The sequence below is a fragment of the Sorangium sp. So ce381 genome, from assembly GCF_051473845.1.
GTDB lineage: Bacteria > Myxococcota_A > Polyangia > Polyangiales > Polyangiaceae > Sorangium > Sorangium atrum.
The window spans coordinates 739,708-761,928 of record NZ_CP150336.1; the positions used below are offsets into that span (position 1 = coordinate 739,708).

The following is a 22,221-nucleotide window of genomic DNA, read 5'->3' on the forward strand; positions in this document are numbered from 1 at the left end:
GCTCACGCCCCGGCGCGGCGACCGCGCCGCCGGAGGGCGGCGCCGAGGAGCGCCGCCGCCCCGGCGAGGAACGCCCCCGAGCCGGCGACCGGCCCGCCCGCGAGCGCCCCGCCGACGCTGCACGCGCTGGCGTGGGCGTCGTGCGGCGCGTCCGCGTTGCCCTGCGCGGCCTCGGGGCACGCAGCGGCGCGCGCCGCGGTGTCGTCGCTGTCCGTGTCGCCGTCCGCGGCGCAGTCGCCGGCGGACGCGTTCCCTTCGGCGTCGGCGTCGGCGTCGCTGGCATCGACGTCGTCGGTGTCGCCGGCGCCCGCCTCACCGTCGCTCGGGGCGGCGTCCCCGTCGACGTTCCACGCCTCCTCCGCGGCGCTGCTGTCGCTGTCGCCGAGGTCCCGATCGCCGTCCGCGGTCCTCATGGCGAGCGCCGCGAGGCTGGAGCCGGACTCGTAGGCCCCGATGTCGATCGCGCCGGCGACCGGCCGCTGCAACGGTCGGCTGGCCGCGCGCACGCTCCTCACGGGCGAGGACTGCGGCGCGGCGAGCGGCCTCGGGAACGGGTGCCCCGCCGGGCTCGGCGACGCGCTGGAGCCGGCGTTGACGAGCGGGCTGTTCGACGCCGGGCGGAGGTCCAGCGAGCCGAGGTTGGTGAAGCCGGGGTCGGCGCCCTGCACCGTGCCTGTCCACGCCGCGGGGAGGGCCGAAGAGCCGGTGGGGACCCAGTTGTTCGCGCCCGAGATCAACGCCGCTCCCGTCTTCCAGGTCGCGCTCCTGTCGACGTAGACCTCCACGCCGCCGCCGCCGCGCCGATAGAACACGTTGTTGCTCATCTCGACGCTCTCGATTCCATCGAACATCCTGAGCGCCGGCCGCGACCCGGGGGCGAGCAGGAACGTGTTGTTGACGAACCGGAAGCGACCCCACGTCTGCCCCGTGCCGTCGCCCCCGACGCGCACGGCGAAGTGCTGGCCGGTCTTGACGATGACGTTGCCCACGACGTCGGAGTCCTCGCGCGCGAGCCCCTCGTCCTGGCCGTCCGGCCCGATCAGCTCGAGCTCGTGGTACTTCGCGCCCTCGATCCAGTTGTAATAGATCTCGTTCCGCTCCGCGCGGCTCTTCACGTTGTTGCCGCCGTTGCCGTCGTGCACATAGCAGTGCCGCATGCGGAACACCGAGCCGAGGCGCGTCTCCTCGTCGGTCGCGATGTAGATGGGGTGCCTGCTGTCGCCCGAGCCGCAGGCATAGACCTCGACGTACTCCAGCGTGAGGGAGCCCGACTCGGAGTCGGCGCCGAGGATCCCGTGCCCGGCGCAGTCGTGCACCACCGAGTCGCGGATCGTGATGTCGTGCGCTTTGTTGAACACGCAGCGGCCCGAGCCGCCGGTGATGTCGAAGCCTTCGAAGGTATAGTGATTGCCAGCGAAGACCACGGTGTTCGTCCCCCCGGATAGGACCGGGCGGCGGCCGTTCACGCGAACGCCGCGGATCGTGATCTTCTGCGCCTCGGTGCCCGACTTCTTGAAGAACAGATCCCCCGGATAGGTCGCGTCGCCCTCGACCAGAACCACGTCCCCGGCAGCGAGGCGAGGGGCGACCTCCGCGAGGCTCGCATGAGGCTTGCCCCGCCCCACCTCGTACGTCGCTGCGCTCGCCGGCGAGGCGGCGAGCAGCACGGAGAGCCCGATGCCCGGCGCGACGAGAGAGAGTGTGACGAGGTGCCTTGTGTTGAGTTGCTGCATTGGCGTACTGTCGCGTGCTGTAGAGTCCGAGTGCAAGCTGCTTTTTAATGAAATGCATGATGGGTAATTCAGGCGACACCTGACGGCGGGAATTCCTGTGGTTATTCCCGCATGCCCAGCGGCTGTAACCATTGTTGAAAATCCTCGCGGTCTGCCATTTCTCGATAAAATTTGGTAAATAAAAGCAAGTCGGAGCGAACGCCGCGAAGAGCGTGAAGAGCAGGTAAGAGCGGGTGAAGCGCAGGTGAAGCGCGCGAGGAGCGGGAGGAGCGGGAGGAGCGCGACGGGCGGGAGGAGCGCGACGGGCGAGGCGGGCGGTTCCTCTCGGCACGCGCGTCGTTCCGTGCCATGGAGCCGGCCATGTTCCCGGTTGTCCTCGCCTCCACGTCGCCCTTCCGGAGGGCGCTCCTCGATCGCCTCGGGCTCGCGTACGAGGCCGTCGCGCCGGCCTTCGAGGAGATCGCGCCCGAGGGGATGTCGCCCCTCGCGTGCGCCCGCCTCTTCGCGGAGGGGAAGGCCCTGAGCCTCGCGTCCGCGCGGGAGGGCGCCGTGATCATCGGCGCCGATCAGGCGCTCGAGCTCGATGGGGAGCTCCTCCGCAAGCCGGCCTCGCTCGACGAGGCGGCAGACCAGCTGGGGCGGCTCGCGGGGCGCGTCCACGCGCTCCACACCGCCGTCGCGGTGCACGCGCCCCCGGCGGTGCCGCTCGCGGCCGGCGCGCCGCGGACGCTGGCCGAGATCGTCACGGTGGAGCTCCGCGTCCGCCCCCTCGGCCGCGCGCAGATCCGCCGCTATGTCGAGCTGGACCGGCCGATCGGCAGCGCGGGAGGGTACCTCTTCGAGAGGCACGGACCGTGGCTGTTCGACGACGTGCGCCACGCCGACGAGGCGGCCATCGTGGGGCTGCCGCTCGTCCCGCTCTGCCGCCTGCTGCGCCGCTTCGGGGTCGATCCGCTCGACCCGCCCGCGCGCGCATGAGCGCAGACGTGCGCGCAGGCGTCAGAGCGCGCCGGCGGGCTCCACGCAGGCCGGCAAAGAGCCTGCATCCCGGGAGATACGGTAGGTTCCCGCCAAGCCGCGCCATTGCGCGTCGGCGCGATCCGAGCATCGAGAAGAAGTCCGAGGGAACCAGGAATATGCCGGCTTCCCCAGGCGCTTCGCTGTCCGACGGCGCAGGCGGGGGGGCCGCTGCGCTGTGTGCGTGCCGGGGCTTCCAGGGAGGGGCGGCTGTGGCGCGCCCGTTGCTAATCGTGGTTCCAGGGTCGAGCCTGCCGCTGGGCCCTCGCGGATGCGCATCTTCTGCCGGGCGACGCCGACAGGGCGGGCCAGGCGCTCGACGAGGTGAGGCGATGATGGAACGCCCGCCCTTCAACGCGGCCGAGGCGCTCACGGCGGCTGATCTGATCCTGTCCTGGTCGGCCCTGCAGAACGAGGAGCGGGTGCAGGCCTATCGCCGCCTGCGGCGCGAGGAGGCGGAGGACTTCTTCGAAGGTCTCCCCACGGCCGACCAGGCCGCGCTCCTGGCGGGCCTCACGAAGGGCGAACGCAGGTTGTGGCTCCGCCTGCTCGCGCCCGACGACGTGGCGGACATCCTCCTCGAGGTGTCGCCGGCCGACCAGGCGGAGCTCCTCTCCTTGCTCGACGAGCCGACGCGGCGCGAGGTGACCGCGCTCCTCGCGTACGCCGAGGATGAGGCTGGCGGGCTCATGAGCCCGTGGTTCGCGCGCGTGCGGCCGGAGGCGACGGTCGACCAGGCGATCAGCTACCTCAAGCGGCAGGCCAGGGATCACCTCGAGACCATCTACTACGGTTATGTGCTCGACGCCGAGCAGCGCCTGCGCGGCGTGGTGTCGCTGAGACAGCTCATGATCGCCCCCGGCGACCGGCGCGTCAGCGACGTGATGAAGACCGATATCGTGTCGGTCAACGAGGACGCCGACCAGGAGGCCGTGGCGCGAAGCTTCGCGGAGCACGATCTCGTGGCGATACCCGTCGTCGACAGCGAGGGTCGGATGAAGGGGATCGTCACCGCAGACGACATCGTGGACGTCGTGGAAGAGGAGGCGACCGAGGACATCCAGAAGCTCGGCGGCATGCAGGCGCTCGACGCGCCCTACCTCCGGACCCCCATCTCCAGGATGCTCGGCAAGCGCGCGGGCTGGCTCTCGGCGCTGTTCGTGGGCGAGCTCCTCACCGCCACGGCGATGGGGCACTACGAGAGCGAGATCGCCCGCGCCGTCGTGCTCGCCCTCTTCGTGCCGCTCATCATCTCGAGCGGGGGCAACTCCGGCTCTCAGGCGACGACGCTGGTCATCCGGGCCATGGCGCTCGGCGAGATCCGGCTCGCCGACTTCTGGCGCGTCAGCCGTCGGGAGCTCGCGTCGGGCCTCGCGCTCGGCGGGATCCTCGGCACCATCGGCTTCGCGCGCGTCATCGCCTGGGAGAAGCTCTTCGGGGCCTATGGCCCGCACTACGGGCTCCTCGCGCTGGCCGTCGCGATCAGCCTGGTCGGCGTCGTGACCTGGGGCACGCTGGCGGGGGCGCTCCTGCCGTTCGTGCTCCGGGCGCTCCGCTTCGACCCGGCGAGCGCCTCGGCCCCGTTCGTCGCGACGCTCGTCGACGTCTCCGGCCTGGTGATCTACTTCAGCGTGGCCGAGCTCCTGCTCCGCGGGGTGCTGCTGTGAAGCGGGCGAGCGCCCCCCGCGCGCTCCCCGGCAGCCTCCTCGAAGCGCGCGACCGGGGAGAGCCTGGGCGACCGGGGCCTAGGGGTGGACGCGCGACGCGAGGTAGCGCGCCACATACGCGCCGATCACGCGCGCGTCCTCGCGCCAGCGGCCGCCGGCCTTCAGCATGTCCGCGTCCGCGGAGCTCAGGTTCGTGTTCGGGATGGGCGACGCCGTGCGGCTCGAGAACTGGACCTCATCGAGCACCCGGCCGTCCGGCGTCGTGAGCCGGAGCGTCAGCCGGATCTGGCTCGGGGCCGAGGAGACGACCGCGTAGAAGCCTGGATTCATGTAGCCGATATAGGGCTTGATCACGAACGGCGCCGACGTGGGGCCGTCGGACGGCGCGACCTCGATGCCCTCCTCCTGGGCCGTGGCGACCAGGGCCTTCGTGAACTCCTCGTTGATGGACTCCTTGTCCGCCACGAAGCGCTGGTGATCGTCCGCGTCCTTGCCGGCGAGGTACTGGTCCTCGCGCTGGTCGAGGATGAAGAGGCCCACGTAGTCGATGGGCATCAGGGCGAAATACCGCTGGCCGACGAACGTGTCGGGGCTCGCCTGGGTCACGACGCGCCAGCGCGGCGCGCACCCGGCGAGGGCCGCGACGCCGAGCAGCGCGGCCGCGATGAAGCTGCGACGGTGCATGAGGGTCTCCTTCAGAGGGCTCGCCTTGTAGGCCATGTCCGAGCGAGCTGGCAAGGGCGGTGCAGCGCGCCGCGCCCGGGCGGGCCGGTTCGGCGCCGCGCGCCGGCGCGGCAGCGGCTCGAGCGCGCCCTCCGACCCGGACGGGGCAGGCGGCCCGCGGCCCGCGTATTCGACGGCGCGGGCTCGCCCCGCGCTCGCGCGCGTCTGTGCACTGGGCGGACATGACCCGAGCTGGCCTGTCGGATGCATGTTGGATTCGACAGCTGCAATGGCTACCTCGCACGAGGATGCCTTTCTATCGACGCTGGAGGTAAACCCATGATCCCGAATTTCGTAGCCGGTCTCTTCAGCCTTTTTCCCATCTTGGTGCTCCCCTTGCTCGGCGTCGATCCGCCGGAGGACGCCGGCGACAGCGGCTCGCAGGTGGGCCAAGGCTCCGAGCTGGAGATCCCAGGCTTGCCCGGGGAGGGCGCCTCGCGGTTCGCCTATTCGATCTCCTGCATCGAGGGCAGCACGGGAAAGAAGACCTTCCTCACGGAGGACGACTTCTGCAGCGCCCTGCGTGACGAGCAGGTCTGCTCCGAGAGCGCGGCCATCTTCGCGCTCTTCCACGGCTGCCCCTGAGCGCCCGCGCGGCGGCGGTACAAACCCTTGACATTCGAGGGGGGCCTTGCTCTTCCTAGCGAGCGCGGACCGCCCCGCGCGGCCCTCCCCCCACGAGGTCGCGCGCCTCGGAGGCTCAGATCGTGACGAACCTCTATCTCATCCGGCATGGAGAAGCGCTGGTCAACGTGAACCATATCGTGGGCGGGATGCGCGGGGACACCGGGTTGACGCAGCTCGGCATCCTCCAGGCGGAGCGCCTGCGCGATCGCCTGGCCGCGACGCGCGAGATCCCCGCCGACGTCCTGATCGCCAGCACCTATCGCCGAGCGCAGCAGACGGCCGAGATTGTCGCTCCCGCCCTGGGGCTGCCCGTCACGCTCGACGACGAGATCCAGGAGCTCCGCCCCGGCGAGGCGGACGGGATGCCGGTCGGCGAGGCGATGGTGCGCTATGCGATCGATTTCGAGCGCGAGCCGTACCGGCCGGTGAGCCCCGGTGGAGAGAGCTGGGCTCAGTTCATGCTGCGGGTCTCCGTCGCCCTCGATCGCGTCACCCGTGAGCACGAGGGGCGGACGATCGTCGTCGTCACGCACGGCGGCTTCATCGACGTCGCGTTCCTCCACTTCTTCCGGATGAACGCGCTCGCCTTCCCGAGCGCGCACTTCGCCACCCGCCACACCTCGCTCACCCACTGGCAGCGAAGGCGGCGCTGGGGTCGGGCCGAGGCCTGGCACCTCATCTATTACAACGATTGCGCGCACCTGCGCGACGTCGAGCGGACCGTGCGCATCCCCTGGGCGGAGCTCTCCACGCTGGCGCCGAGGCTCGCGGAGGATCCGTCTGGGCCGCCGTCCTCCGAGAGCGGCGAGGGGCGCTAGCGCGCGCGGGTAGCGGGTAGACAGACAGGCAAGCGCCCGCCCGCGGTCCCTCCCGGCCCTCGCGCTTGCGCCGCCGCCTCGGGGCGAGCTACATGACCCGTATGATGGGTCCCGTTCACGCAACCTTCCTCATCGCCGCTCCCGACCAGCCCGGTCTCGTCGCGCGACTCGCAGGGTTCTTCTACGACATCGGCCTGAACATCATCGACGCGAGCAATCACACGGATGCGTTCATGGACGAGGGCCCGCGCTTCTTCATGCGTCTCGTCGTCGATCTGTCCGGCCTCGCCTCGCCGGCCGCCGTCGCCGCCCTGGGCGGCTCCGCCACCCGCGGCGCGATCGAGGCCGCCTTTCGCGAGCTCGCCGCGGCGCTCTCGGCGCGATGGTCGGTGGAATACAGCGATCACGTCCCGAAGATGGCGATCCTGGTCACCAAGGATCCTGCGTGCCTTTACGATCTGGTGCTCCGGCAGCGCGCGGGTGAGCTCCGCTGCGAGATCCCGCTCGTGATCTCCAACCACCCCACGCTCGAGGCGGTGGCCGAGAGCTTTCGAATCCCTTTCTTCTGCATCCCGATCACCCCGGAGACCAAGCGCGAGCAGGAGCGTCAGGTGCTTCACCTGCTGAAGAGGCACCATGTCGATCTCGTCGTGCTGGCGCGGTACATGCAAATCCTCTCCGAGCAGATGCTCGATGAGGGGCCGCCCGTCATCAACATCCACCACGGGTTCCTGCCCGCGTTCCAGGGCGCGAAGCCTTACCACCAGGCGCACGCGCGCGGCGTGAAGCTCATCGGCGCGACGGCGCACTATGCGACGCGGGACCTCGATCAGGGGCCGATCATCGAGCAGGACGTGGCGCGCGTGAATCACCAGATGGGCCCCGAGGAGATGACCCGGATGGGGCGTGACGTGGAGCGGCTCGTCCTCTCTCGCGCCGTCCGGGCGCACCTGGAGCGGCGGGTCATCGTAGAAGGCCGCCGCACCGTTGTTTTTTAGGTCTCCAAACAATGCCCCGACCGACCGGGGCAGTCGGGGCAATCTGGGCGATCGAGAGCGGGTGAGGCGCGCGCGGCAGGGCGTGCTCTCCAGGGAGCCCGACGAGCGCGCGCGCGAGGCGTTACGGCCGGCCCTGCTGGCCGGGCGCGGTGACCTGGCCCTGCTGGCCGGGGGCGAACTGCCCGAGGGCGGCCGACTGGCCATAGGCGCCCGACTGGGAGATGGCTGCCTGGCCAAGGCCGGCCTGCTGACCAGCATAGCCCTGGATCCCATGGCTGGATTGCTGGCCGGCATAACCGCCGAACCCGGCCTTGGACGGCACCTGCCCGGGGAACATCCCGGCCTGGCTCGGGACGAGCGCGCCCTTGCCAGGGAACATCCCGGCCTGGCTCGGGACGAGCGCGCCCTTGCCAGGGAACATCCCGGCCTGGCTCGGGACGAGCGCGCCCTTGCCAGGGAACATCTGACCCTTGCTCGGTCCGAGCATGCCCTTGCTGGGGAGCATCTGGCCCTTGCTCGGTCCGAGCATGCCCTTGCCGGGGAACATCTCGCCCTTGCTCGGTCCGAGCATCCCCTTGCTCGGGCCCATCTGGGCCTGTCCGGGCGCGAGCTGCGCCGCGCCCATCCCCATGTATCCGCCTCGCTCCTCCTCCAATGCTTGATTGACGGCCCCGGTCTCGTCGTCACCGGGATCGCCTTGATCGAAGTCCGCCTCGTCCGTATTCACCGTACAACCGGCGGCCAGGGCAGCGAAAAGAAATGCAGGCACCAGCATCTTGCTATGAATCGACATGATCGTTCCCCCCGATGTCCGCGAGGGCCCACCAGGCCCAGACATCTCGGCTCACCGCAGAGCAGAGTGTGTGCCCGGCGGAGCTGTGCAGACGTTTCCGCTCCCGGCGTGCTTGACGTCCGCGAGGCATGAATGCAGAGGGCTCGCTCGATCCGCGCCCTGCAGCGGAGTCCGTGCGATCCGGGCTGAGCGGATCGTCGAGGAGCGCTCGTTCTGCTTTTCTCTGGCGAAAAGACGCGCCGGGTCCAGCCAGGGCGCACCAGCGGCCCGGCGCGCCCGGTGAAGCCCTGACGTCAGGGCGGGCTGCGCTGGTGGCCCCGCCCTGCTCAGGACGCTCTTTGGTGCGTCGCGCGTGCAGCGCTGGCGCGCCGGACGGTTCGTTCGATCGTGGCTTGTCCGCCCGGGTCGCAGCCCGTCAGCGAGGCGCCGCGCGCCCAGGGCGCACCGCCGCGCGGCCGCTGCGCATGCGGGACGGGCGGCTCACGCATCGGGCTTCTTCCCGAACAGCCACTTCTTCGCCTCGTCGTCCATGGGCTGGCTCGGGTTCCGCAGCTCATTTCCGACCGCGAGCCCGCGCTCGACGGCGGGCCTCGCGCGCACCGCGTCGAGCCACCGCTTGAAGTTCGGGAGCTCGTCGGCCGATATCCCGTACCGGTCGTGCGGCATCGCCCAGGGATAGCTCGCCATGTCGGCGATCGAGTACTCGCCCGCCAGGAAAGGCCGGTCCGCGAGCCGCTTGTCCATCACGCCATAGAGCCGGCGTACCTCCTTGGTATAGCGCTCGATCGCATAGGGGATCTTCTCCGGCGCATAGTGATTGAAATGGCCTGCCTGGCCGCTCATCGGGCCGAGGCCGCCCATCTGCCACATGAGCCACTGGGTCACCTCGTAACGACCGCGGACGTCCGAGGGCATGAACTGGCCCGTCTTCTCCGCGAGATAGAGCAGGATCGCGCCCGACTCGAACACGGAGATCGGCGCCCCGCCGCCCGGAGGGTCGTGATCGACGATGGCGGGCATCCGGTTGTTGGGGCTGATCGCGAGGAACTCGGGCTTGAACTGCTCGCCCCGCCCGATGTTGATCGGGACGAGCTTGTACGGGAGGCCCGTCTCCTCGAGCATTATGCTGATCTTCCAGCCGTTCGGGGTGGGCCAGTAATAGAGATCGATCATCTTGCGCTCCGTGTCCGTGGGTCGCCGCCGATCGCGGCGGCGCGCTGTCTCAGGCGATGGATCGTGCCTGCCGGGCGCCGCGCCGCTTCGCGCTGGCGTCGCCCGGCCCGTCGGGCAATCGGTGGCACGTCGCCCCGTGGGGAGCAACCGGCGATCGGCTGCATGGCCTCAGCGCGGCGATCCCGTCGGGGCGCGCGCGGGCCTCGCCCCGTCGACGAGCGCGCGCAGCGCCGCGATGTGCGCGGGCCCCGTCCCGCAGCACCCGCCCACGATCGTGGCCCCCGCCTCGAGCCAGGGGCGCGCGAGCTCCGCGTAACGCGCGGCCGCCGAGCCGCGCTGGTCGACGCCAGCGCCCCAGCCGAGCCCCTCGGCCTCCGCGCCGGCGTTCGCGTAGGCCCCGAACGGGACGCCGCACGCCGCGAGCTGCTCGATGTGCGCGAGCGTGCGAGTCGCAGGGGTGCAGTTGACGAGCACGGCCCTCGCGCCTCGAGAGGCCGCCTCCCGCGCGGCGAGCCCGATGTCCTCGGGCGAGAGCAGATCCGATCCCGGACCCGCCGTGAACGATACCCATGCTTCGACGCCCGTGGCGACCGCCTCCTCGAGCGCCACGAGCGCCTCGCCGACGTGCGGGAACGTCTCGCAGAGGAGGAGGTCGACGCCCGCGCTCGCGAGCGCCTGCGCGAGCTCTCGGTGCTCCTGCCGCGCGTCGGCCGGGCTCAGATCGGGCCTGTAGCAATCCTCGAGCGGCGCGATGCTGCCGGCGACCCGGTGCCGCGGGCCCTCGTCGCGCACGGCCTCGCGCGCCAGCGAGACCGCCCGCGCCGCCAGCTCGGCCCAGGCGGCGCCCGCCTGCCTCCGCTTCGTGCGGAACGTGTTCGCCGTGTGCACCGTCGCGCCCGCGCGCGCGTAATCCCGGTGGATCGCGCGGACCACGTCGCGCCCCCGCGCGTCGAGCAGGGCCGCGGCGCTCCAGAGCGGCGCCGGCGTCTCGACCCCGCGCGCGGCGAGCTCGGTCCCGAGCGGGCCGTCGAGGACCACGATGGCAGCCTCGGCGGCCACAGCAGTTGAACCGAGCGGCGATCTGGCCACGTCCACCATGTAGGCTCCGGTATGTCCGCGGCCGGCTCCCACGGCAACCCCTGAGTCTGGTCATGGCCCGTCTGCGGCTCGGGGTAAGCGAGTCCCCGCACAGCGCACCGTCCCGACCACTATGCGGCAGAAAGAACGATGGAATTCTCTTTCGCGCCGGGAAATTACTTGCCAGGTATGGGGGGCCTGCGGCACCGTTGAAATGAATTCATCTTCCCCTCATTCCACTCGACTCGCCGGAGTCGTGGGGTCCGACAAGCAAGCGATCGTTTGCAGGAACGACGCAGGACCGACATGGGGGAGCTCCCGCTGGCCCGCGCGAGGCCAGGCGAGCGCCGTCAGTGAGCCCATAAGAAAGGAACGCCATCATGATTCGACAGTCCATCCGTTCTTCCAAATCGCTCGCTCTCAGTGTTGCGCTCGGCGTCATCGCAGCGGCCGGTTTTGCCGGATGCAGCGCGTCGGAGGAGGCTCCCGTCGATGACGCGGCGGCGCACGAGCGGATCACCCAGGCGGACGTCTCGAAGGCCCTCGAGACGAGCGAGTTCCTGAACCTCGACATGAGCCGAGACACGGTCTACGCCCTCGACTACTCGGGGGGGCCGATCGACTACACGCGCATCAAGCTCTCCACCGGCAACGGCAAGGAGATCTTGCTCTCGGAGCAGATGGCCGCCATCGAGCAGGCGGACTACGGCGACTACCCGGCGCCCGCCCTGACGGAGGCGTCGGACCAGCGGTTCAGCATCTCCTCGGACGAGGCCGCCTTCGGGAAGCTGTCGGACAGCGAGCTCGACCAGCTGAAGACCGACGGGTTCTTCTACTCCGAGAAGCCCGTGTCGACCCCCGGGGCGAAGCCGCAGAGCACCGACCCCGACTGCATCCACGCCTACTGCGAGATTTGTACCGACAACACGACCGGCGGGCACCCCGAGACCTGGCTGCCGGGGACCTTCACCTGCTACCTCATCGAGCACGTGTGGTGCTGAGCCTCGCCTGACGGACTCCTTTCCCCCTCGCTCGCAGGGCCTCGTCGATGCGTTCGCTCTCGGTCTGGTGCGTTGCGCTGCTCGCCCTCGGGGGCACGGCGTGCGGAGAAGACGGACCCGTGCTCCCGAGCGGCCTTCCCCGGCCGGCCGGGGGGATCTACTTCGACTTCGGTGCGGCGCCGGAGGAGGACCGCTTCCGCGCGCTGATGGGGTTCCCGACCCGGGATGTCGCCGGGCTCGAGAGCGCGATCGAGGACATGTACGATCCCGGGAAGCCGGACACGTTCCGGAAGTACATGTCGGTCGAGACCTGGATGGAGCGCCACGCCCCCTCCGAGAGCGACGTCGCGGCCGTCGAAGACTGGCTCGTCCAGCAGAAGATGGAGATCCGACGGCGGTCCAGCAACCGGCTCCTGCTCGAGTTCGCGGGCACGGTCGAGCAGTTCAACGCCGCGTTCGACACGGAGCTCCGCGACTTCGAGCGCGAGAACCCCTCGGCCGGCGGCAAGCCGCTCCGCACGTTCGGCGCGCTCGATCCGCTCAGGCCGCCGCAGCGGATCATCGACCTCGCGTCGGGCGTCGTCTCGGTCGAGATCCCCGCGGACACCGAGCCGCTCGCGGCCGAGGGGGGCTCGATCGAGACGGACCCTCCGCCGGAGCAGGAGAAGGGGTACACGCCCGCGCAGATCGCGCGGGCCTATGGGGTCGAGGCGCTCCACACCGGCGGCCACAGCGGGCGGGGCGTGAAGGTCGGCGTCGTGGTCGGGGCGACGTACAAGACCCGGGATCTCCAGTCGTTCTGGCGATCGTTCGGCGTCTCGCGCGACAACCCCGTGGAGGTGGTCACCGCGGATCCGATCTCCACGCGCTATGTCGAGACCACGCTGGACATGCAATGGTCTGGCGTGATGGCGCCCGAGGCGGACCTCATCGCGTACGAGGGGCCGGACGCGCGCACCCACTCCATCCTCTATGCGTGGAACGAGGCGATCGCTGAAGGCGAGGTGTCGGTGCTCTCGACGTCGTTCGCGCATCGCGAGGAGACGGAGGGGCAGATCATCCGGGAGCAATACAACGAGGCGGCGCGCATGGGCGCGGCGCTCGGGATGACGATCGTCGTCGCGAGCGGCGACTCGAGCAGGCCCGACGTGCCGTCGTCGAGCCCGTACGTGACGTGCGTCGGCGGGACGGTGCTCGAGCTGGGCGCCGGCGGCGAGGTCGCGCGCGAGGTGGCGTGGAGCGGCTCCGGCTCGGGCCGATCGCGCGCCTTCGATACGCCGTGGTGGCAGGAGAGCGTCGTCCAGGACGCGCAGGGCACGCGCGCGGTCTCCGATGTCGCGCTGAGCGCGTCGTCGGAGTCCCCGTACTGGCTCTACTTCCTGGGCGAGTGGGAGCGGCGCAGCGGCACGTCGTTCGCCGCGCCGGTGTTCGCCGGGCTGATGGCGTCGGTGAACAGCCACCGGATCGCGCAGGGCAAGCCCGTCGCCGGGTGGCTGAACCGGGCGCTGTACACCGATGCGGGCGTGCAGGCCGCCTTCCGCGACATCACCGAGGGCAAGACGCCCGAGGGGTTCAGCGCGGGGCCTGGCTGGGACTACCCGACCGGCTGGGGCGCTCCGCTCGCGGACAAGCTCGCGGAGGCGCTCCCCTAGGAAAGCGTCATCCTCTGGTCGGATGGCGTCCCCCGTCGCGTTCCTCTCGCTCTCGCTCGCTTCGCTCCCGCTCCTCGCGGCGGCGCTCGGCTGCGACCGACCAGGCCGCTCCGTCGGCCCGGCGCCTGCGCCGCCCAGCGTCGCGCCCGCCCCGGCGCGGGAAGGGGCAGCGCAGGCCGCGGACGGCGGCGCGACGCCGGCGGCCGCTGCGAGAGACGCCGCGCCCGCTGCCGGCGACGCGGCCGCCGCTGTTGCGGGGGCTTCGCCGCTCCGCGCGGACGCGCCGTTCGTGGAGCTCCCTGTCGAGGGGTTCCCGACCGCCGTGGTGTCGGTGCCGGTCGGCGCCACGGCGCGGCGTCCCGTGCTCATCGCGTCGCACGGCAACTACGATCGGCCCGAGTGGCAGTGCCAGGTGTGGCGCGACATCGTGGGTGACGGCGCCTTCGTCCTGTGTCCGAGGGGCGTCGCGCGGACCGATTCGCCGTCGGCGAGCGACGTCCGCTTCACGTACGAGAGCAACGCCCGCCTGGAGCAGGAGATCGACGCGGGGCTCGCGGCGCTGCGGGCGCGCTTTCCCGAGCACGTGGATCCCGGCGCGGCGCTCTACACGGGCTTCTCGCTGGGCGCGATCATGGGCTCCGCGATCGCCGCGCGCCGGGCGGCGCTCTTCCCGCGCCTCGTGCTGGTCGAGGGCGGACACGACAAGTGGACCCCGGCGACGGCAAAGGCGTTCGCGGACGGCGGCGGGCAGCGGGTCCTCTTCGTCTGCGCGCAAGCCGGGTGCGGCGCCGCCGCTGCCGCGGCCGCCGCGCGCCTCGACAAGGCGGGGGTGCTCGCCCGCGTGGCGCGCAGCAAGGAGGCCGGCCACCGGTACGACGGGCCGGTCGCCGAGGAGACACGACGGGCGCTGGACTGGCTGATCGACGGCGACCCACGCTGGTGAGCCGGAGCGGCGCGTGGCGCATGGGGAGCGCGCGCGATGAACTGCCGCGGCTGCTCGGTGGGTCGAGATGTCGCGCCGCGCGGGCGGCCTGGTCGGCGGGCGGCCTCTGAGCTAGACGAGGCCCGTTGCTCGTCATGGCTTGCTCTTTCCCGGATGCGCGTGCGCGCCGCCGCGGTGGTCGGCTGCGGCGCGCGTCGGCGCTCGCCGCGGCGGCGCTCGTGGCGGCCTGCGGCCCGGGCGAGGAGCCGCCGGGGCGCTCGGCCGCCGCGCAGCCGGCGGCCCTGGAGCCGGCGCTCGCCGACGCGGGCGTCGTGGAGCCGCTGGACGGCGGCGCGGCCGCCGAGGCCGAGCCCGCGGCGTCCAGGGAGGCGCTGCGGCCCGGGCGCGGCGACAAGCTCGCGAGCATCGCGATGCGCACGTTCGTGTACGCCGCGCCCGAGCGCGGCGCGCTCAAGCTCGGTTACCTGCGGGCCGGCGCGATCGTCGAGCGCGCCGCGGCGCCGTCGGGCGACGCGGGGTGCGCGGGCGGATGGTACGCCATCCATCCCCGCGGCTTCGTGTGCGTCGGCAAGGGCGCCTCGCTCGACCTGGACCACGAGATCGTCGCCGCGACGCCGGCCGGCCCGCGCCGCGGCGAGCCGTATCCGTACCGTTACGTCGTGTCGCGGAAGCCGCCGCCGCACCTCTATGTCCACCTGCCGAGCGAGGCCGAGCAGCGGCGCGTCGAGGGGCGCTCGCGCGCCCAGGGCACCCCTGCGTGGTCCCGCCGCGACGAGGCGCTCCTGGGCGAGCCGGAGCCGCTCACGCCCTTCTTCGCGAGCCGCCGCGACCTGCCCAAGCCGCTCGGCGCTGCCGAGAAGGTGCGCTTCCCCGCGCACCGCGGGCGCGCGCGGGCCGACTCGGCCTTCGGCTTGATCTCCACCTTCGAGTGGACAGGGCGGCGCTTCGGACTGACGACCGAGCTCGACCTCATCCCGATCGATCGCACCTCGGCCGTCGCTCCCACGGCGATGCGCGGCGTGGAGGTGAAGAGCGAGGGGACCCCCGCGTTCGTCATGCACCACGGGGTGCGCACGCTGAAGCCGGACGCCTCGGGCGAGCTCAGGCCGGACGGCTGGGCGGCGCACCGCTCCGGCTGGGTGCTCACCGGCAAGACGGCCGCCGGCGGCGCCTACGCGGAGACCGACGCGGGCGTGTGGATCCCCGCGTCCGCGCTGCGGGTCGCGCGGCTGGGCCGCGACTTCTGGGGGCACGCGGCGCGCGGAAGGAAGTGGATCGACATCTCGATCGAGCTCCAGACGCTCGTCGCCTACGAGGGCGAGCGCCCCGTCTTCGCGACCCTCGTCTCGACGGGCAGGGGCGAGCTCGGCGATCCCGCGACCACCAGCGCCACCGTGCAGGGCACGTTCTTCATCCGCGAGAAGCACGTCACGGCGACGATGGACGGCGACGAGCTCAGCGAGTCGTCCGTCGACCTGCGGGACGTGCCCTATGTCCAGTACTTCCACAACAGCTACGCGCTGCACGGCGTCTACTGGCACGACGCGTTCGGCAAGGTGCGGAGCAGCGGCTGCGTGAACCTCGCGCCCGCCGACGCGGCGTGGCTGTTCGCGTGGACCGATCCCCCCGTCCCCGAGGGCTGGCACGCCGCGTTCAACGACAAGGGCGGGACGCTCGTGTACATCCACGCCTGACCGCGCGCGGCCCGGTGCGGCGATGTGTAATACCGCCGGACCGCGCGCGTCGGCCATGCATGCAACCCGGGACGACGCTGTTGGTGATCCAACTTCCTGCGCTGAGCTCTGGAGCGGTCGAGCTCAAATGCGGCATGAAGCCGCTGCGGGGCGCGGTCGTCCTCGGGCCCCGCACGTGATCGCACTCGCCACGCTGGAGCGGCTTCCATGAAATCACCTCACCTCGCCGGTCCGAACGCCCTGCTGATGCTCGTCGCTGCGCTCGCCGGCTGCGCGCCGCGCACCCTTCCCGCGAGCTTCCCCGCGTCCTCTGCTGCCTCACCGCAGGCCGCGGAAGCTCCTTCTCCGCGGATCGGCGTCGCCCTCTCGGAGGAGCCTCCGCTGCCCGGCGAGCCCGCCGCGGGCTGGGTCGGGCTCGAGCCGGCGGGGGGCGCCGGCGCCGACCCTCACCAGCACCACCACCACCATCATCACGGCCCGGCGCCGGCGACGCCGCCGGAGGGCGGCCCGGCGGCTGCCAGGCCCGAGGAGCCTGTCCATGCGCACTGAACGCCGGCGCTCGCGCGCGCTCGCCTCGCGCCTCCTGCCGCTCGTGGCGGGCCTCGCGCTCGCCTCGGCGACCGCGGCCGGCTGCGCCGCCCCGTCGTCGACCGCCGACATGGCGCGGATCCGCGAGCTCTCCCGCTTCGAGCTCCCGCCGAGCGCGGCGTCGGAGGAGGTCGATCCGGAGCCGGCCGACGGCGCGCGCGCCCTCGGCCAGGCGCCGCGGCGGCCGCTCACCGCGGACGCCGCGGTGCGGATCGCGCTGCTCAACAACCGCGAGCTGCGCGCCGTGCTGAAGGAGGTCGGCGTCGCCCGGGGCAACCTGGAGCAGGCGGGCAAGCTCCCGAACCCGGAGATCGCGATCGGGGTGACGCCGCTGCAGGAGGGGGTCGAGCACGCGCACCTCGAGCTCGGGGTCGAGATCGACCTCACGTCGGCGCTCCTTTCGCCGCTCCACGCGAGGGCGGCGCGCTCGGAGCACGAGGCCGCGCGTTACCGCGCTGCCGGCGCCGTCGTCGATCTCGGCTACCAGGTGCGCGCCGCGTTCTACGCCGTGCAGGCGGCGGAGCAGCGCCTGGGCATCGCGAACCGCGCGCTCGACGCGTTCGCCGCGGCCCGCGACGCCGCCCGCGCGCTCTTCGAGGCGGGCAACGTCCCGGAGCTCGACGTGGCGACGCAGGAGGCGGGTTACGAGGAGGCCCGCGTCACGGCCGCGCAGATCGAGCTGGAGCTCCTCTCGCAGCGCGAGCGGCTCACGCGGCTGCTCGGCCTCTCCGGCGCGGCGACCTCCTGGACGATCGCCGGCGCGGTCCCGGCGGCGCCCGACGCGCTCGTCACGCCGCCGCGCGCGGAGTCCCTGGCCTTGCGGGCGAGCCTCGAGCTCGCGGAGCTGCGCAGCCGGCTCGAGGCCGCGGCGGGGCGCGCCGGGGCCTTGCGCGCCGAGGGCTGGGTGCCGGACGTGGCGGCCTCTGTTCACGGCGAGCGGGAGCTCGGCGCGAGCGACGAGGCGCACGAGCACCCGTGGGTCGTCGGCGCCGAGGTCCGCCTCTCGCTCCCGCTCTTCGATCGGCGGCAGGGCGCCGAGGCCGCGCAGGCGGCGGAGTTCGACGGCCTGCTGGAGCGCTACCACGGGCGCGCCGTCGACGTCCGCTCGGCGGTCCGCGAGGCGCGCAACCGGCTGGTGTTCGCGCACGCGCGCGCGCAGCACTACGCGCGCGTGATCCTCCCGGCGCGCAAGCGGGTCCTGGAGCAGACGTTGCTCCAGTACAACGCGATGCAGGTCGGCGTCTTCCAGCTGCTCTCGGCGCGCCGAGCGCAGCTGGACGCCGAGCTCGCGGCGGTCGAGGCGCTGCGCGAGCACTGGACGGCGAAGGCTGCGTTCGACGCGCTCCTGGCAGGGCGCCGCGTCGAGGCCGCGGGGGCCGGAGCTCCCGCGGCGATGCCGAGGGCCTCGGCCACCGGCGAAGGAGGGCATTGACATGGACCGACGTGCTTTCATCCACGCGGGCGGTCTGGCCGCCGGCGCCGCCATCCTCACGCAAGGGCTCGCCCATGCGCAGCAGCGCCCTGGCGCGCCGCCCGCCGCGGGCGCCGCGACGCCCCCGCCTCGCCGGACCGCGGCGCCCGGGGGGCAGCCCGCCGTGGTGACGCCGAACGGCAGCACGCTCCCGCTGCGGGTGGTGGACGGCGTGAAGGTCGGCCACCTCGTCGCGGGCCCCCTCGAGCACGAGATCGCCCCGGGCCTGAAGAGCGAGGTGTGGGGCTACAACGGGAGCACGCCCGGGCCGACCATCGAGGCGGTCGAGGGCGATCGCCTGCGCATCTACGTGACGAACTCCCTGCCGGAGGCCACCACGGTCCACTGGCACGGCCTCGTGCTGCCGAACGGCATGGATGGAGTCGCCGGGCTCACCCAGCGCCCGATCGCGCCCGGCGAGACGTATGTTTACGAGTTCGTCGCGCGGTATCCGGGGACGTACATGTACCACTCCCATTTCGACGAGATGACCCAGATCGCGCTGGGCGCGGTGGGGATGTTCGTCGTGCACCCGAGGAGGCCCAGGGGGCCGCGCGTGGACAGGGATTTCGTGCTGATGACGCACGAGTGGAAGATCAACGCGGGGGCGCGCCGGCCCGATCCGAACGCGATGAGCGACTTCAACGTCCTCACGTTCAATGGCAAGGCGTTCCCCGCGACGGCGCCGCTCCTCGTCGGCCGCGGCGAGCGGGTGCGCGTGCGCCTCGGGAACCTCGGCCCGATGGATCACCACCCGATCCACCTGCACGGCCTGTCGTTCCAGGTCACGGCGACGGACGGCGGGTTCGTCCCCGAGTCGGCCCAGTACCCGGAGACGACGGTCCTTGTCCCGGTCGGCAGCACGCGGGTCATCGAGTTCGTCCCCGAGGAGCCGGGCGACTGGGCGGTGCACTGCCACATGACCCATCACACGATGATGCAGATGGGCCATGGCCTGCCGAACATGGTCGGCGCCGCGACCCGCGCGCTCGATCGGCGGATGGGCCGCGTGATGCCCGGCTACATGACGATGGGGACCACGGGGATGGGCGGCATGGGCGAGATGCCCATGCCTATCCCCGCGAACAGCCTGCCGATGCGCGGCGGGGCCGGGCCGTTCTCGTACATCGACATGGGGGGAATGTTCACCGTCCTCAAGGTCCGCGACGAGCCGGACAAGGCGGACCCGGCCGGGTGGTACACGCACCCGGCCGGCACCGTGGCCGGGCCGGCGAGCGCCGAGCGGATGCGGGCGGACGGCATCGACCCCGCTTCGGGAGGGAAGCCGGGCGGGTGAACCTCTCGGCGTGAGCGAAAGCTCGCGGCCGGCATCTCGTCCGCGCATCGAATCGAGAGGGCCGGGGGGGCTCGGGCTGACTGCGGCGTTGCGGGTCGGCCGTCTCGATGGACACACGGGGCGCGGTCGAGCGACCACAGGTCAGCCAAAATCTTCAGCGATTTCAATGAGCCAGAAGCGGTCCACGCCTTGCCATATCCGGTGGCGAGGCCGGGACGCCCCGGATCGCGGAGGAGTGCTTCGATGGCAATGAAGATGGCTCGACGGATGACGTTTCTGGCGCTTTGCACGGTCTCGCTCGCCGGCTGCGGCGAGCGTCACGACGCGCGGCCTCCGGCGCAGGCCGCTGCCGCGAGCCCCGCGGCGACGCAGTGCCCCGAGCCTGCAGCCGCCACGGCGGCGGCGCCCGCAGGCCTGCCGGCCGCGACGGTGATGGCGCCCGCGCCGGACGCGAACGTCGTGGCGGACAAGGGGAGCAAGGGGACCCGCGAGGCCAAGGAGAAGGGGAGGGGGGCGGCGGAGCTGAAGGTGAAGCGGCTGGTGATCGCGGCGGGGGTGAAGGACCGCGAGCCGGTGGCGCCGGGGACGACGTTCCACGCGCCGGAGACCCCGCGGCTCTATGCGTTCCTGGAGGTCGAGAACCGGAGCGACGCGGAGGGCGAGGTGACGGTGGCGTTCGTCCCGCCGGGCGGCGGGGCGCCGGTGGGGAACGTGACGCTCGGGGTCGGGCCGTCGCCGCGGTGGCGGACGTGGGCGTTCACGCGCGGGGCGCGGCAGGCGGGGGAGTGGACGGCGGTCGTGCGGTCGGAGACGGGCGAGGAGCTCGCGCGCGCGCCGTTCGAGGTGACGCTGTAGCCGAGGGCGGCTGGGCGCGGGAGGCGCCCGTCGTCGTCAGAGCGTCAGGGCGCGTCCTGCGGCGCTTCTGCCGTTGCATCCTGCTCGAAGACGCCGAGGTACACCTGGTCGACGTCGAGCGCGCCGCCGAGGGAGGACAGCGCTGCGTGCTCGCCGGGGCCGTGGATCCGGAGCAGCCAGCTGCCGTCTGGCTGCCGCGTGAAGACCTCGATTCGCGGCGCCTTCTGCGATGCGAGCACGTACTCCTCGAGCGACGGTAGCGTCCGGTACTGGGCGAACTTGTCCCCGCGATCGTAGGCCTCGCTGGATTCGGAGAGCACCTCGACGACGACGCGTGGGTTCAGGAGCGTGTCGCGCTGCTCGTCTTCGAACTCGGGACGCGCGCAAACGACGGCGCCGTCGGGGTACACGTAGCGGCGCGTGGCGGCGATCTTGATGCGCATGTCGGAGGTGAGCACCCGGCACCCCCGGCCGCGGAGCGCGTTCCGCAGCTCACCGATGATGTTCGCGGCGATCGCGCTGTGCTCCAGCGTGCCGCCCGCCATGGCGAAGAGCTCGCCGTCCGCGTACTCGTGGCGAAGCGGCGACGAACGCTCGAAGTCCAGGTATTCCTGCGGCGAAAGGCCGGTGCGGACCGCGGCTTGTGCCATGTCCCGCAGTTTCACCCGGGAGACGGAGCGCGTCCACGGGCGAGGGCTCCGCTGATGCGCAGCGGGCAGGACCCTTCCTGCGGCGTCAGGCGGGCACGAGCTCGACGAGCGTGAGCTCCGGCGGGCAGTTGATGCGGACCGGCAGCCAGCCTCCGGCGCCGGCGTTGACGTGGAGGCGCCGGCCGCGGTGCTCGTAATGCCCGTTGTGGTAGAGCCCGGCGGGCAACATCGGCGTGAGGGCGTAATCGCCGATCCGGCCGAGCGAGATCTGCCCGCCGTGCGTGTGGCCGGACAGCATCAGATCGAACGGCAGCTCGCGGGCGGTGCGGAACGTGCCCGGATGGTGGCTGAGGACGACGCGCGGCGCGCCGTCGTCCCGCATCTGGCCTAGCGCTCGATCCAGTCCGTCGCGCGTCGGGCGCCGGGCGGGCTCTCCCGGGCGCGCGCGGCTCGGGTAGTCGATGGCGCCCATCCACAGGTGATCGCCGCCGATGCGGACCTCCCGCGCCTCGTCGACGAGCACCTGGGCGCCCGCTTCCTCGAGGCCCTTCACGATCGTCCCCACGTCGGCCGATCGCGCGGCGATGTACTCGTGGTTGCCCATGCAGAAGAAGAGCTGCCCTCGGGCGGGGCGCAGGCCCCGGAGCAGCCGCGCGGACAGCTCGAGCTGCGAGACGTGGTGATCGAGCAGATCGCCGGTGACGACGTGGATGTCCGCGCGTACCGCGTTCATGGCGTCGCGGAGCTCGTCGAGCCGCTCCGCGTCCATGAAGCTGCCGACGTGCACGTCGCTGAGCTGCGCGATGGTGACGCCGTGCAGGCTCGTCAGCTCGCGGCGCACCGGCAGCGCGAGCCTCACCACGACCGGTCGTTGCCGCGACGCGAGCACGCCGCCCATCGAGACCGCGACCGCCGCCGCGGGCAGCGCCCATGTCGCGCCGACGACGAGGCGGCGGCGGCGCTCGTCGACGGCCTCCGGTCGGGCCTCGATATCGGCTGGCGCTGGGATGTCCTGAGCGGCCGGATTGGCCTCGGCGCCGCCGCTGACCTGCGTGTTCGTGGCGGTCTGGGCATCGAGCGCAATCGGAGCGTTCCGGGGCGGCCGGAGCCGGTGGAGCACCCGGACGGCCGCGCACGCGAGCGTGACGATCCCGAGGAGCAATCCGTAGAGGAGCAGGCTCACCTGCGCGCCCATGGCGATCAGCGCCAGCGACTCCGGCGCGTGGCGCTGGAGCGCGCGCAGCCCGGAGAAGCTCGCCGCGGCCATGAGCAGCGCCGGGAGCGCGGCCAGCAGCAGCCCAGCAGCGGAGAGCCCGCTGATCACCGCTTCATGTCGAGGGAACGCCGCGCGGAGCCGCCGCCAGAGGATCAGGCCGAGGAGGCCGTTGACGAGCGTGACGACGAGGCCGCCGAGCTGGTACACGCGGCTGAAAGTAGCATCGCG

Annotated in this window: 20 protein-coding genes; 13 read left to right on the plus strand and 7 right to left on the minus strand. The window is 72.1% G+C overall.

Features of this window, described 5'->3' with window-relative positions; translation table 11 throughout:
* Positions 1 to 2 precede the first annotated feature (2 nt).
* A complete protein-coding gene (locus WMF29_RS02730; protein WP_437327341.1) occupies positions 3 to 1,733 on the minus strand; it encodes a right-handed parallel beta-helix repeat-containing protein in 1,731 nt (576 codons plus the stop codon).
* A 360-nt stretch (positions 1,734 to 2,093) separates the two neighbouring features.
* On the opposite strand from WMF29_RS02730, the gene WMF29_RS02735 reads away from it, so the two are divergent.
* Together WMF29_RS02735 and mgtE are read left to right on the plus strand one after the other, a co-directional pair.
* The gene (locus WMF29_RS02735) at positions 2,094 to 2,711 is read left to right on the plus strand and encodes a Maf family protein (RefSeq protein WP_437327342.1); all 618 of its coding nucleotides are present in this window, start codon (positions 2,094 to 2,096) and stop codon (positions 2,709 to 2,711) included.
* Between the two features lie 371 nt (positions 2,712 to 3,082).
* The gene (gene mgtE, locus WMF29_RS02740; RefSeq protein ID WP_437327343.1) at positions 3,083 to 4,417 is read left to right on the plus strand and encodes a magnesium transporter; all 1,335 of its coding nucleotides are present in this window, start codon (positions 3,083 to 3,085) and stop codon (positions 4,415 to 4,417) included.
* A gap of 78 nt (positions 4,418 to 4,495) precedes the next feature.
* Here the strand turns inward: mgtE and WMF29_RS02745 are convergent, their stop codons facing one another.
* Positions 4,496 to 5,101 (minus strand): hypothetical protein, encoded by a 606-nt coding sequence (locus tag WMF29_RS02745; protein WP_437327344.1) that lies wholly within the window; start codon positions 5,099 to 5,101, stop codon positions 4,496 to 4,498.
* 318 nt (positions 5,102 to 5,419) lie between these two features.
* Between WMF29_RS02745 and WMF29_RS02750 the strand changes: the two genes are divergently transcribed.
* The 3 genes from WMF29_RS02750 to purU all read left to right on the plus strand — a co-directional run bounded on the left by WMF29_RS02750 (position 5,420) and on the right by purU (position 7,583).
* Positions 5,420 to 5,725 carry a hypothetical protein gene (locus WMF29_RS02750; RefSeq protein WP_437327345.1) on the plus strand — a complete coding sequence of 102 codons (306 nt, stop codon included), beginning with the start codon at positions 5,420 to 5,422 and terminating at the stop codon, positions 5,723 to 5,725.
* 122 nt (positions 5,726 to 5,847) lie between these two features.
* Entirely contained in the window at positions 5,848 to 6,585 is a 738-nt protein-coding gene (locus tag WMF29_RS02755; RefSeq protein WP_272097590.1) for a histidine phosphatase family protein, read from the plus strand.
* Between the two features lie 104 nt (positions 6,586 to 6,689).
* Positions 6,690 to 7,583, plus strand: a complete 894-nt coding sequence (purU, locus tag WMF29_RS02760) for a formyltetrahydrofolate deformylase (RefSeq protein WP_437331075.1) — start codon at positions 6,690 to 6,692, stop codon at positions 7,581 to 7,583.
* Positions 7,584 to 7,704: 121 nt separating this feature from the next.
* Here the strand turns inward: purU and WMF29_RS02765 are convergent, their stop codons facing one another.
* The 3 genes from WMF29_RS02765 to WMF29_RS02775 form a co-directional block, all read right to left on the minus strand.
* Entirely contained in the window at positions 7,705 to 8,376 is a 672-nt protein-coding gene (locus tag WMF29_RS02765) for a hypothetical protein (protein WP_437327346.1), read from the minus strand.
* A 480-nt stretch (positions 8,377 to 8,856) separates the two neighbouring features.
* On the minus strand, positions 8,857 to 9,549 hold the full coding sequence (locus WMF29_RS02770) for a glutathione S-transferase N-terminal domain-containing protein (RefSeq protein ID WP_437327347.1): 693 nt from the start codon (positions 9,547 to 9,549) through the stop codon (positions 8,857 to 8,859).
* A gap of 168 nt (positions 9,550 to 9,717) precedes the next feature.
* Positions 9,718 to 10,647: a homocysteine S-methyltransferase family protein gene (locus WMF29_RS02775; RefSeq protein ID WP_437327348.1), complete on the minus strand. Its 930-nt coding sequence runs from the start codon at positions 10,645 to 10,647 to the stop codon at positions 9,718 to 9,720.
* Between the two features lie 359 nt (positions 10,648 to 11,006).
* Here WMF29_RS02775 and WMF29_RS02780 point away from each other — a divergent pair, with 359 nt between their 5' ends.
* From WMF29_RS02780 to WMF29_RS02815, 8 genes are all read left to right on the plus strand, one after another.
* Positions 11,007 to 11,627 carry a hypothetical protein gene (locus tag WMF29_RS02780; protein WP_437327349.1) on the plus strand — a complete coding sequence of 207 codons (621 nt, stop codon included), beginning with the start codon at positions 11,007 to 11,009 and terminating at the stop codon, positions 11,625 to 11,627.
* Between the two features lie 47 nt (positions 11,628 to 11,674).
* Positions 11,675 to 13,279 (plus strand): S53 family peptidase, encoded by a 1,605-nt coding sequence (locus tag WMF29_RS02785; RefSeq protein ID WP_437327350.1) that lies wholly within the window; start codon positions 11,675 to 11,677, stop codon positions 13,277 to 13,279.
* A 22-nt stretch (positions 13,280 to 13,301) separates the two neighbouring features.
* Positions 13,302 to 14,222: a hypothetical protein gene (locus WMF29_RS02790; RefSeq protein WP_437327351.1), complete on the plus strand. Its 921-nt coding sequence runs from the start codon at positions 13,302 to 13,304 to the stop codon at positions 14,220 to 14,222.
* Between the two features lie 134 nt (positions 14,223 to 14,356).
* Positions 14,357 to 15,916 (plus strand): L,D-transpeptidase, encoded by a 1,560-nt coding sequence (locus WMF29_RS02795; protein ID WP_437327352.1) that lies wholly within the window; start codon positions 14,357 to 14,359, stop codon positions 15,914 to 15,916.
* A 207-nt stretch (positions 15,917 to 16,123) separates the two neighbouring features.
* Positions 16,124 to 16,465, plus strand: a complete 342-nt coding sequence (locus tag WMF29_RS02800) for a hypothetical protein (protein ID WP_437327353.1) — start codon at positions 16,124 to 16,126, stop codon at positions 16,463 to 16,465.
* Complete coding sequence (locus tag WMF29_RS02805; RefSeq protein WP_437327354.1) at positions 16,455 to 17,936, plus strand: TolC family protein; 1,482 nt, start codon at positions 16,455 to 16,457, stop codon at positions 17,934 to 17,936. The genes WMF29_RS02800 and WMF29_RS02805 overlap by 11 nt, the downstream gene beginning before the upstream one ends.
* A gap of 1 nt (position 17,937) precedes the next feature.
* Complete coding sequence (locus WMF29_RS02810) at positions 17,938 to 19,272, plus strand: multicopper oxidase family protein (protein WP_437327355.1); 1,335 nt, start codon at positions 17,938 to 17,940, stop codon at positions 19,270 to 19,272.
* A 243-nt stretch (positions 19,273 to 19,515) separates the two neighbouring features.
* A complete protein-coding gene (locus WMF29_RS02815) occupies positions 19,516 to 20,127 on the plus strand; it encodes a DUF2914 domain-containing protein (protein ID WP_437327356.1) in 612 nt (203 codons plus the stop codon).
* Between the two features lie 44 nt (positions 20,128 to 20,171).
* Here WMF29_RS02815 and WMF29_RS02820 read toward each other — a convergent pair whose 3' ends face one another.
* Together WMF29_RS02820 and WMF29_RS02825 are read right to left on the minus strand one after the other, a co-directional pair.
* On the minus strand, positions 20,172 to 20,777 hold the full coding sequence (locus WMF29_RS02820; RefSeq protein ID WP_437327357.1) for a Uma2 family endonuclease: 606 nt from the start codon (positions 20,775 to 20,777) through the stop codon (positions 20,172 to 20,174).
* 85 nt (positions 20,778 to 20,862) lie between these two features.
* On the minus strand, positions 20,863 to 22,200 hold the full coding sequence (locus WMF29_RS02825) for a metallophosphoesterase (RefSeq protein WP_437327358.1): 1,338 nt from the start codon (positions 22,198 to 22,200) through the stop codon (positions 20,863 to 20,865).
* Between the last annotated feature and the right edge of the window lie 21 nt (positions 22,201 to 22,221).

Excerpts from the sequence above, each read along its gene's own strand:
- WMF29_RS02750 (WP_437327345.1), top strand. The coding sequence starts at position 5,420 with ATGATCCCGAATTTCGTAGCCGGTCTCTTCAGCCTTTTTCCCATCTTG.
- WMF29_RS02735 (WP_437327342.1), top strand. The coding sequence starts at position 2,094 with ATGTTCCCGGTTGTCCTCGCCTCCACGTCGCCCTTCCGGAGGGCGCTC.
- WMF29_RS02765 (WP_437327346.1), bottom strand. The coding sequence starts at position 8,376 with ATGTCGATTCATAGCAAGATGCTGGTGCCTGCATTTCTTTTCGCTGCC.
- WMF29_RS02800 (WP_437327353.1), top strand. The coding sequence starts at position 16,124 with ATGAAATCACCTCACCTCGCCGGTCCGAACGCCCTGCTGATGCTCGTC.
- WMF29_RS02785 (WP_437327350.1), top strand. The coding sequence starts at position 11,675 with ATGCGTTCGCTCTCGGTCTGGTGCGTTGCGCTGCTCGCCCTCGGGGGC.
- mgtE (WP_437327343.1), top strand. The coding sequence starts at position 3,083 with ATGATGGAACGCCCGCCCTTCAACGCGGCCGAGGCGCTCACGGCGGCT.
- WMF29_RS02820 (WP_437327357.1), bottom strand. The coding sequence starts at position 20,777 with ATGGCACAAGCCGCGGTCCGCACCGGCCTTTCGCCGCAGGAATACCTG.
- WMF29_RS02815 (WP_437327356.1), top strand. The coding sequence starts at position 19,516 with ATGGCAATGAAGATGGCTCGACGGATGACGTTTCTGGCGCTTTGCACG.
- WMF29_RS02745 (WP_437327344.1), bottom strand. The coding sequence starts at position 5,101 with ATGCACCGTCGCAGCTTCATCGCGGCCGCGCTGCTCGGCGTCGCGGCC.
- WMF29_RS02810 (WP_437327355.1), top strand. The coding sequence starts at position 17,938 with ATGGACCGACGTGCTTTCATCCACGCGGGCGGTCTGGCCGCCGGCGCC.
- WMF29_RS02780 (WP_437327349.1), top strand. The coding sequence starts at position 11,007 with ATGATTCGACAGTCCATCCGTTCTTCCAAATCGCTCGCTCTCAGTGTT.
- WMF29_RS02790 (WP_437327351.1), top strand. The coding sequence starts at position 13,302 with ATGGCGTCCCCCGTCGCGTTCCTCTCGCTCTCGCTCGCTTCGCTCCCG.
- WMF29_RS02795 (WP_437327352.1), top strand. The coding sequence starts at position 14,357 with ATGGCTTGCTCTTTCCCGGATGCGCGTGCGCGCCGCCGCGGTGGTCGG.
- WMF29_RS02770 (WP_437327347.1), bottom strand. The coding sequence starts at position 9,549 with ATGATCGATCTCTATTACTGGCCCACCCCGAACGGCTGGAAGATCAGC.
- WMF29_RS02730 (WP_437327341.1), bottom strand. The coding sequence starts at position 1,733 with ATGCAGCAACTCAACACAAGGCACCTCGTCACACTCTCTCTCGTCGCG.
- WMF29_RS02805 (WP_437327354.1), top strand. The coding sequence starts at position 16,455 with ATGCGCACTGAACGCCGGCGCTCGCGCGCGCTCGCCTCGCGCCTCCTG.
- WMF29_RS02775 (WP_437327348.1), bottom strand. The coding sequence starts at position 10,647 with ATGGTGGACGTGGCCAGATCGCCGCTCGGTTCAACTGCTGTGGCCGCC.
- purU (WP_437331075.1), top strand. The coding sequence starts at position 6,690 with ATGGGTCCCGTTCACGCAACCTTCCTCATCGCCGCTCCCGACCAGCCC.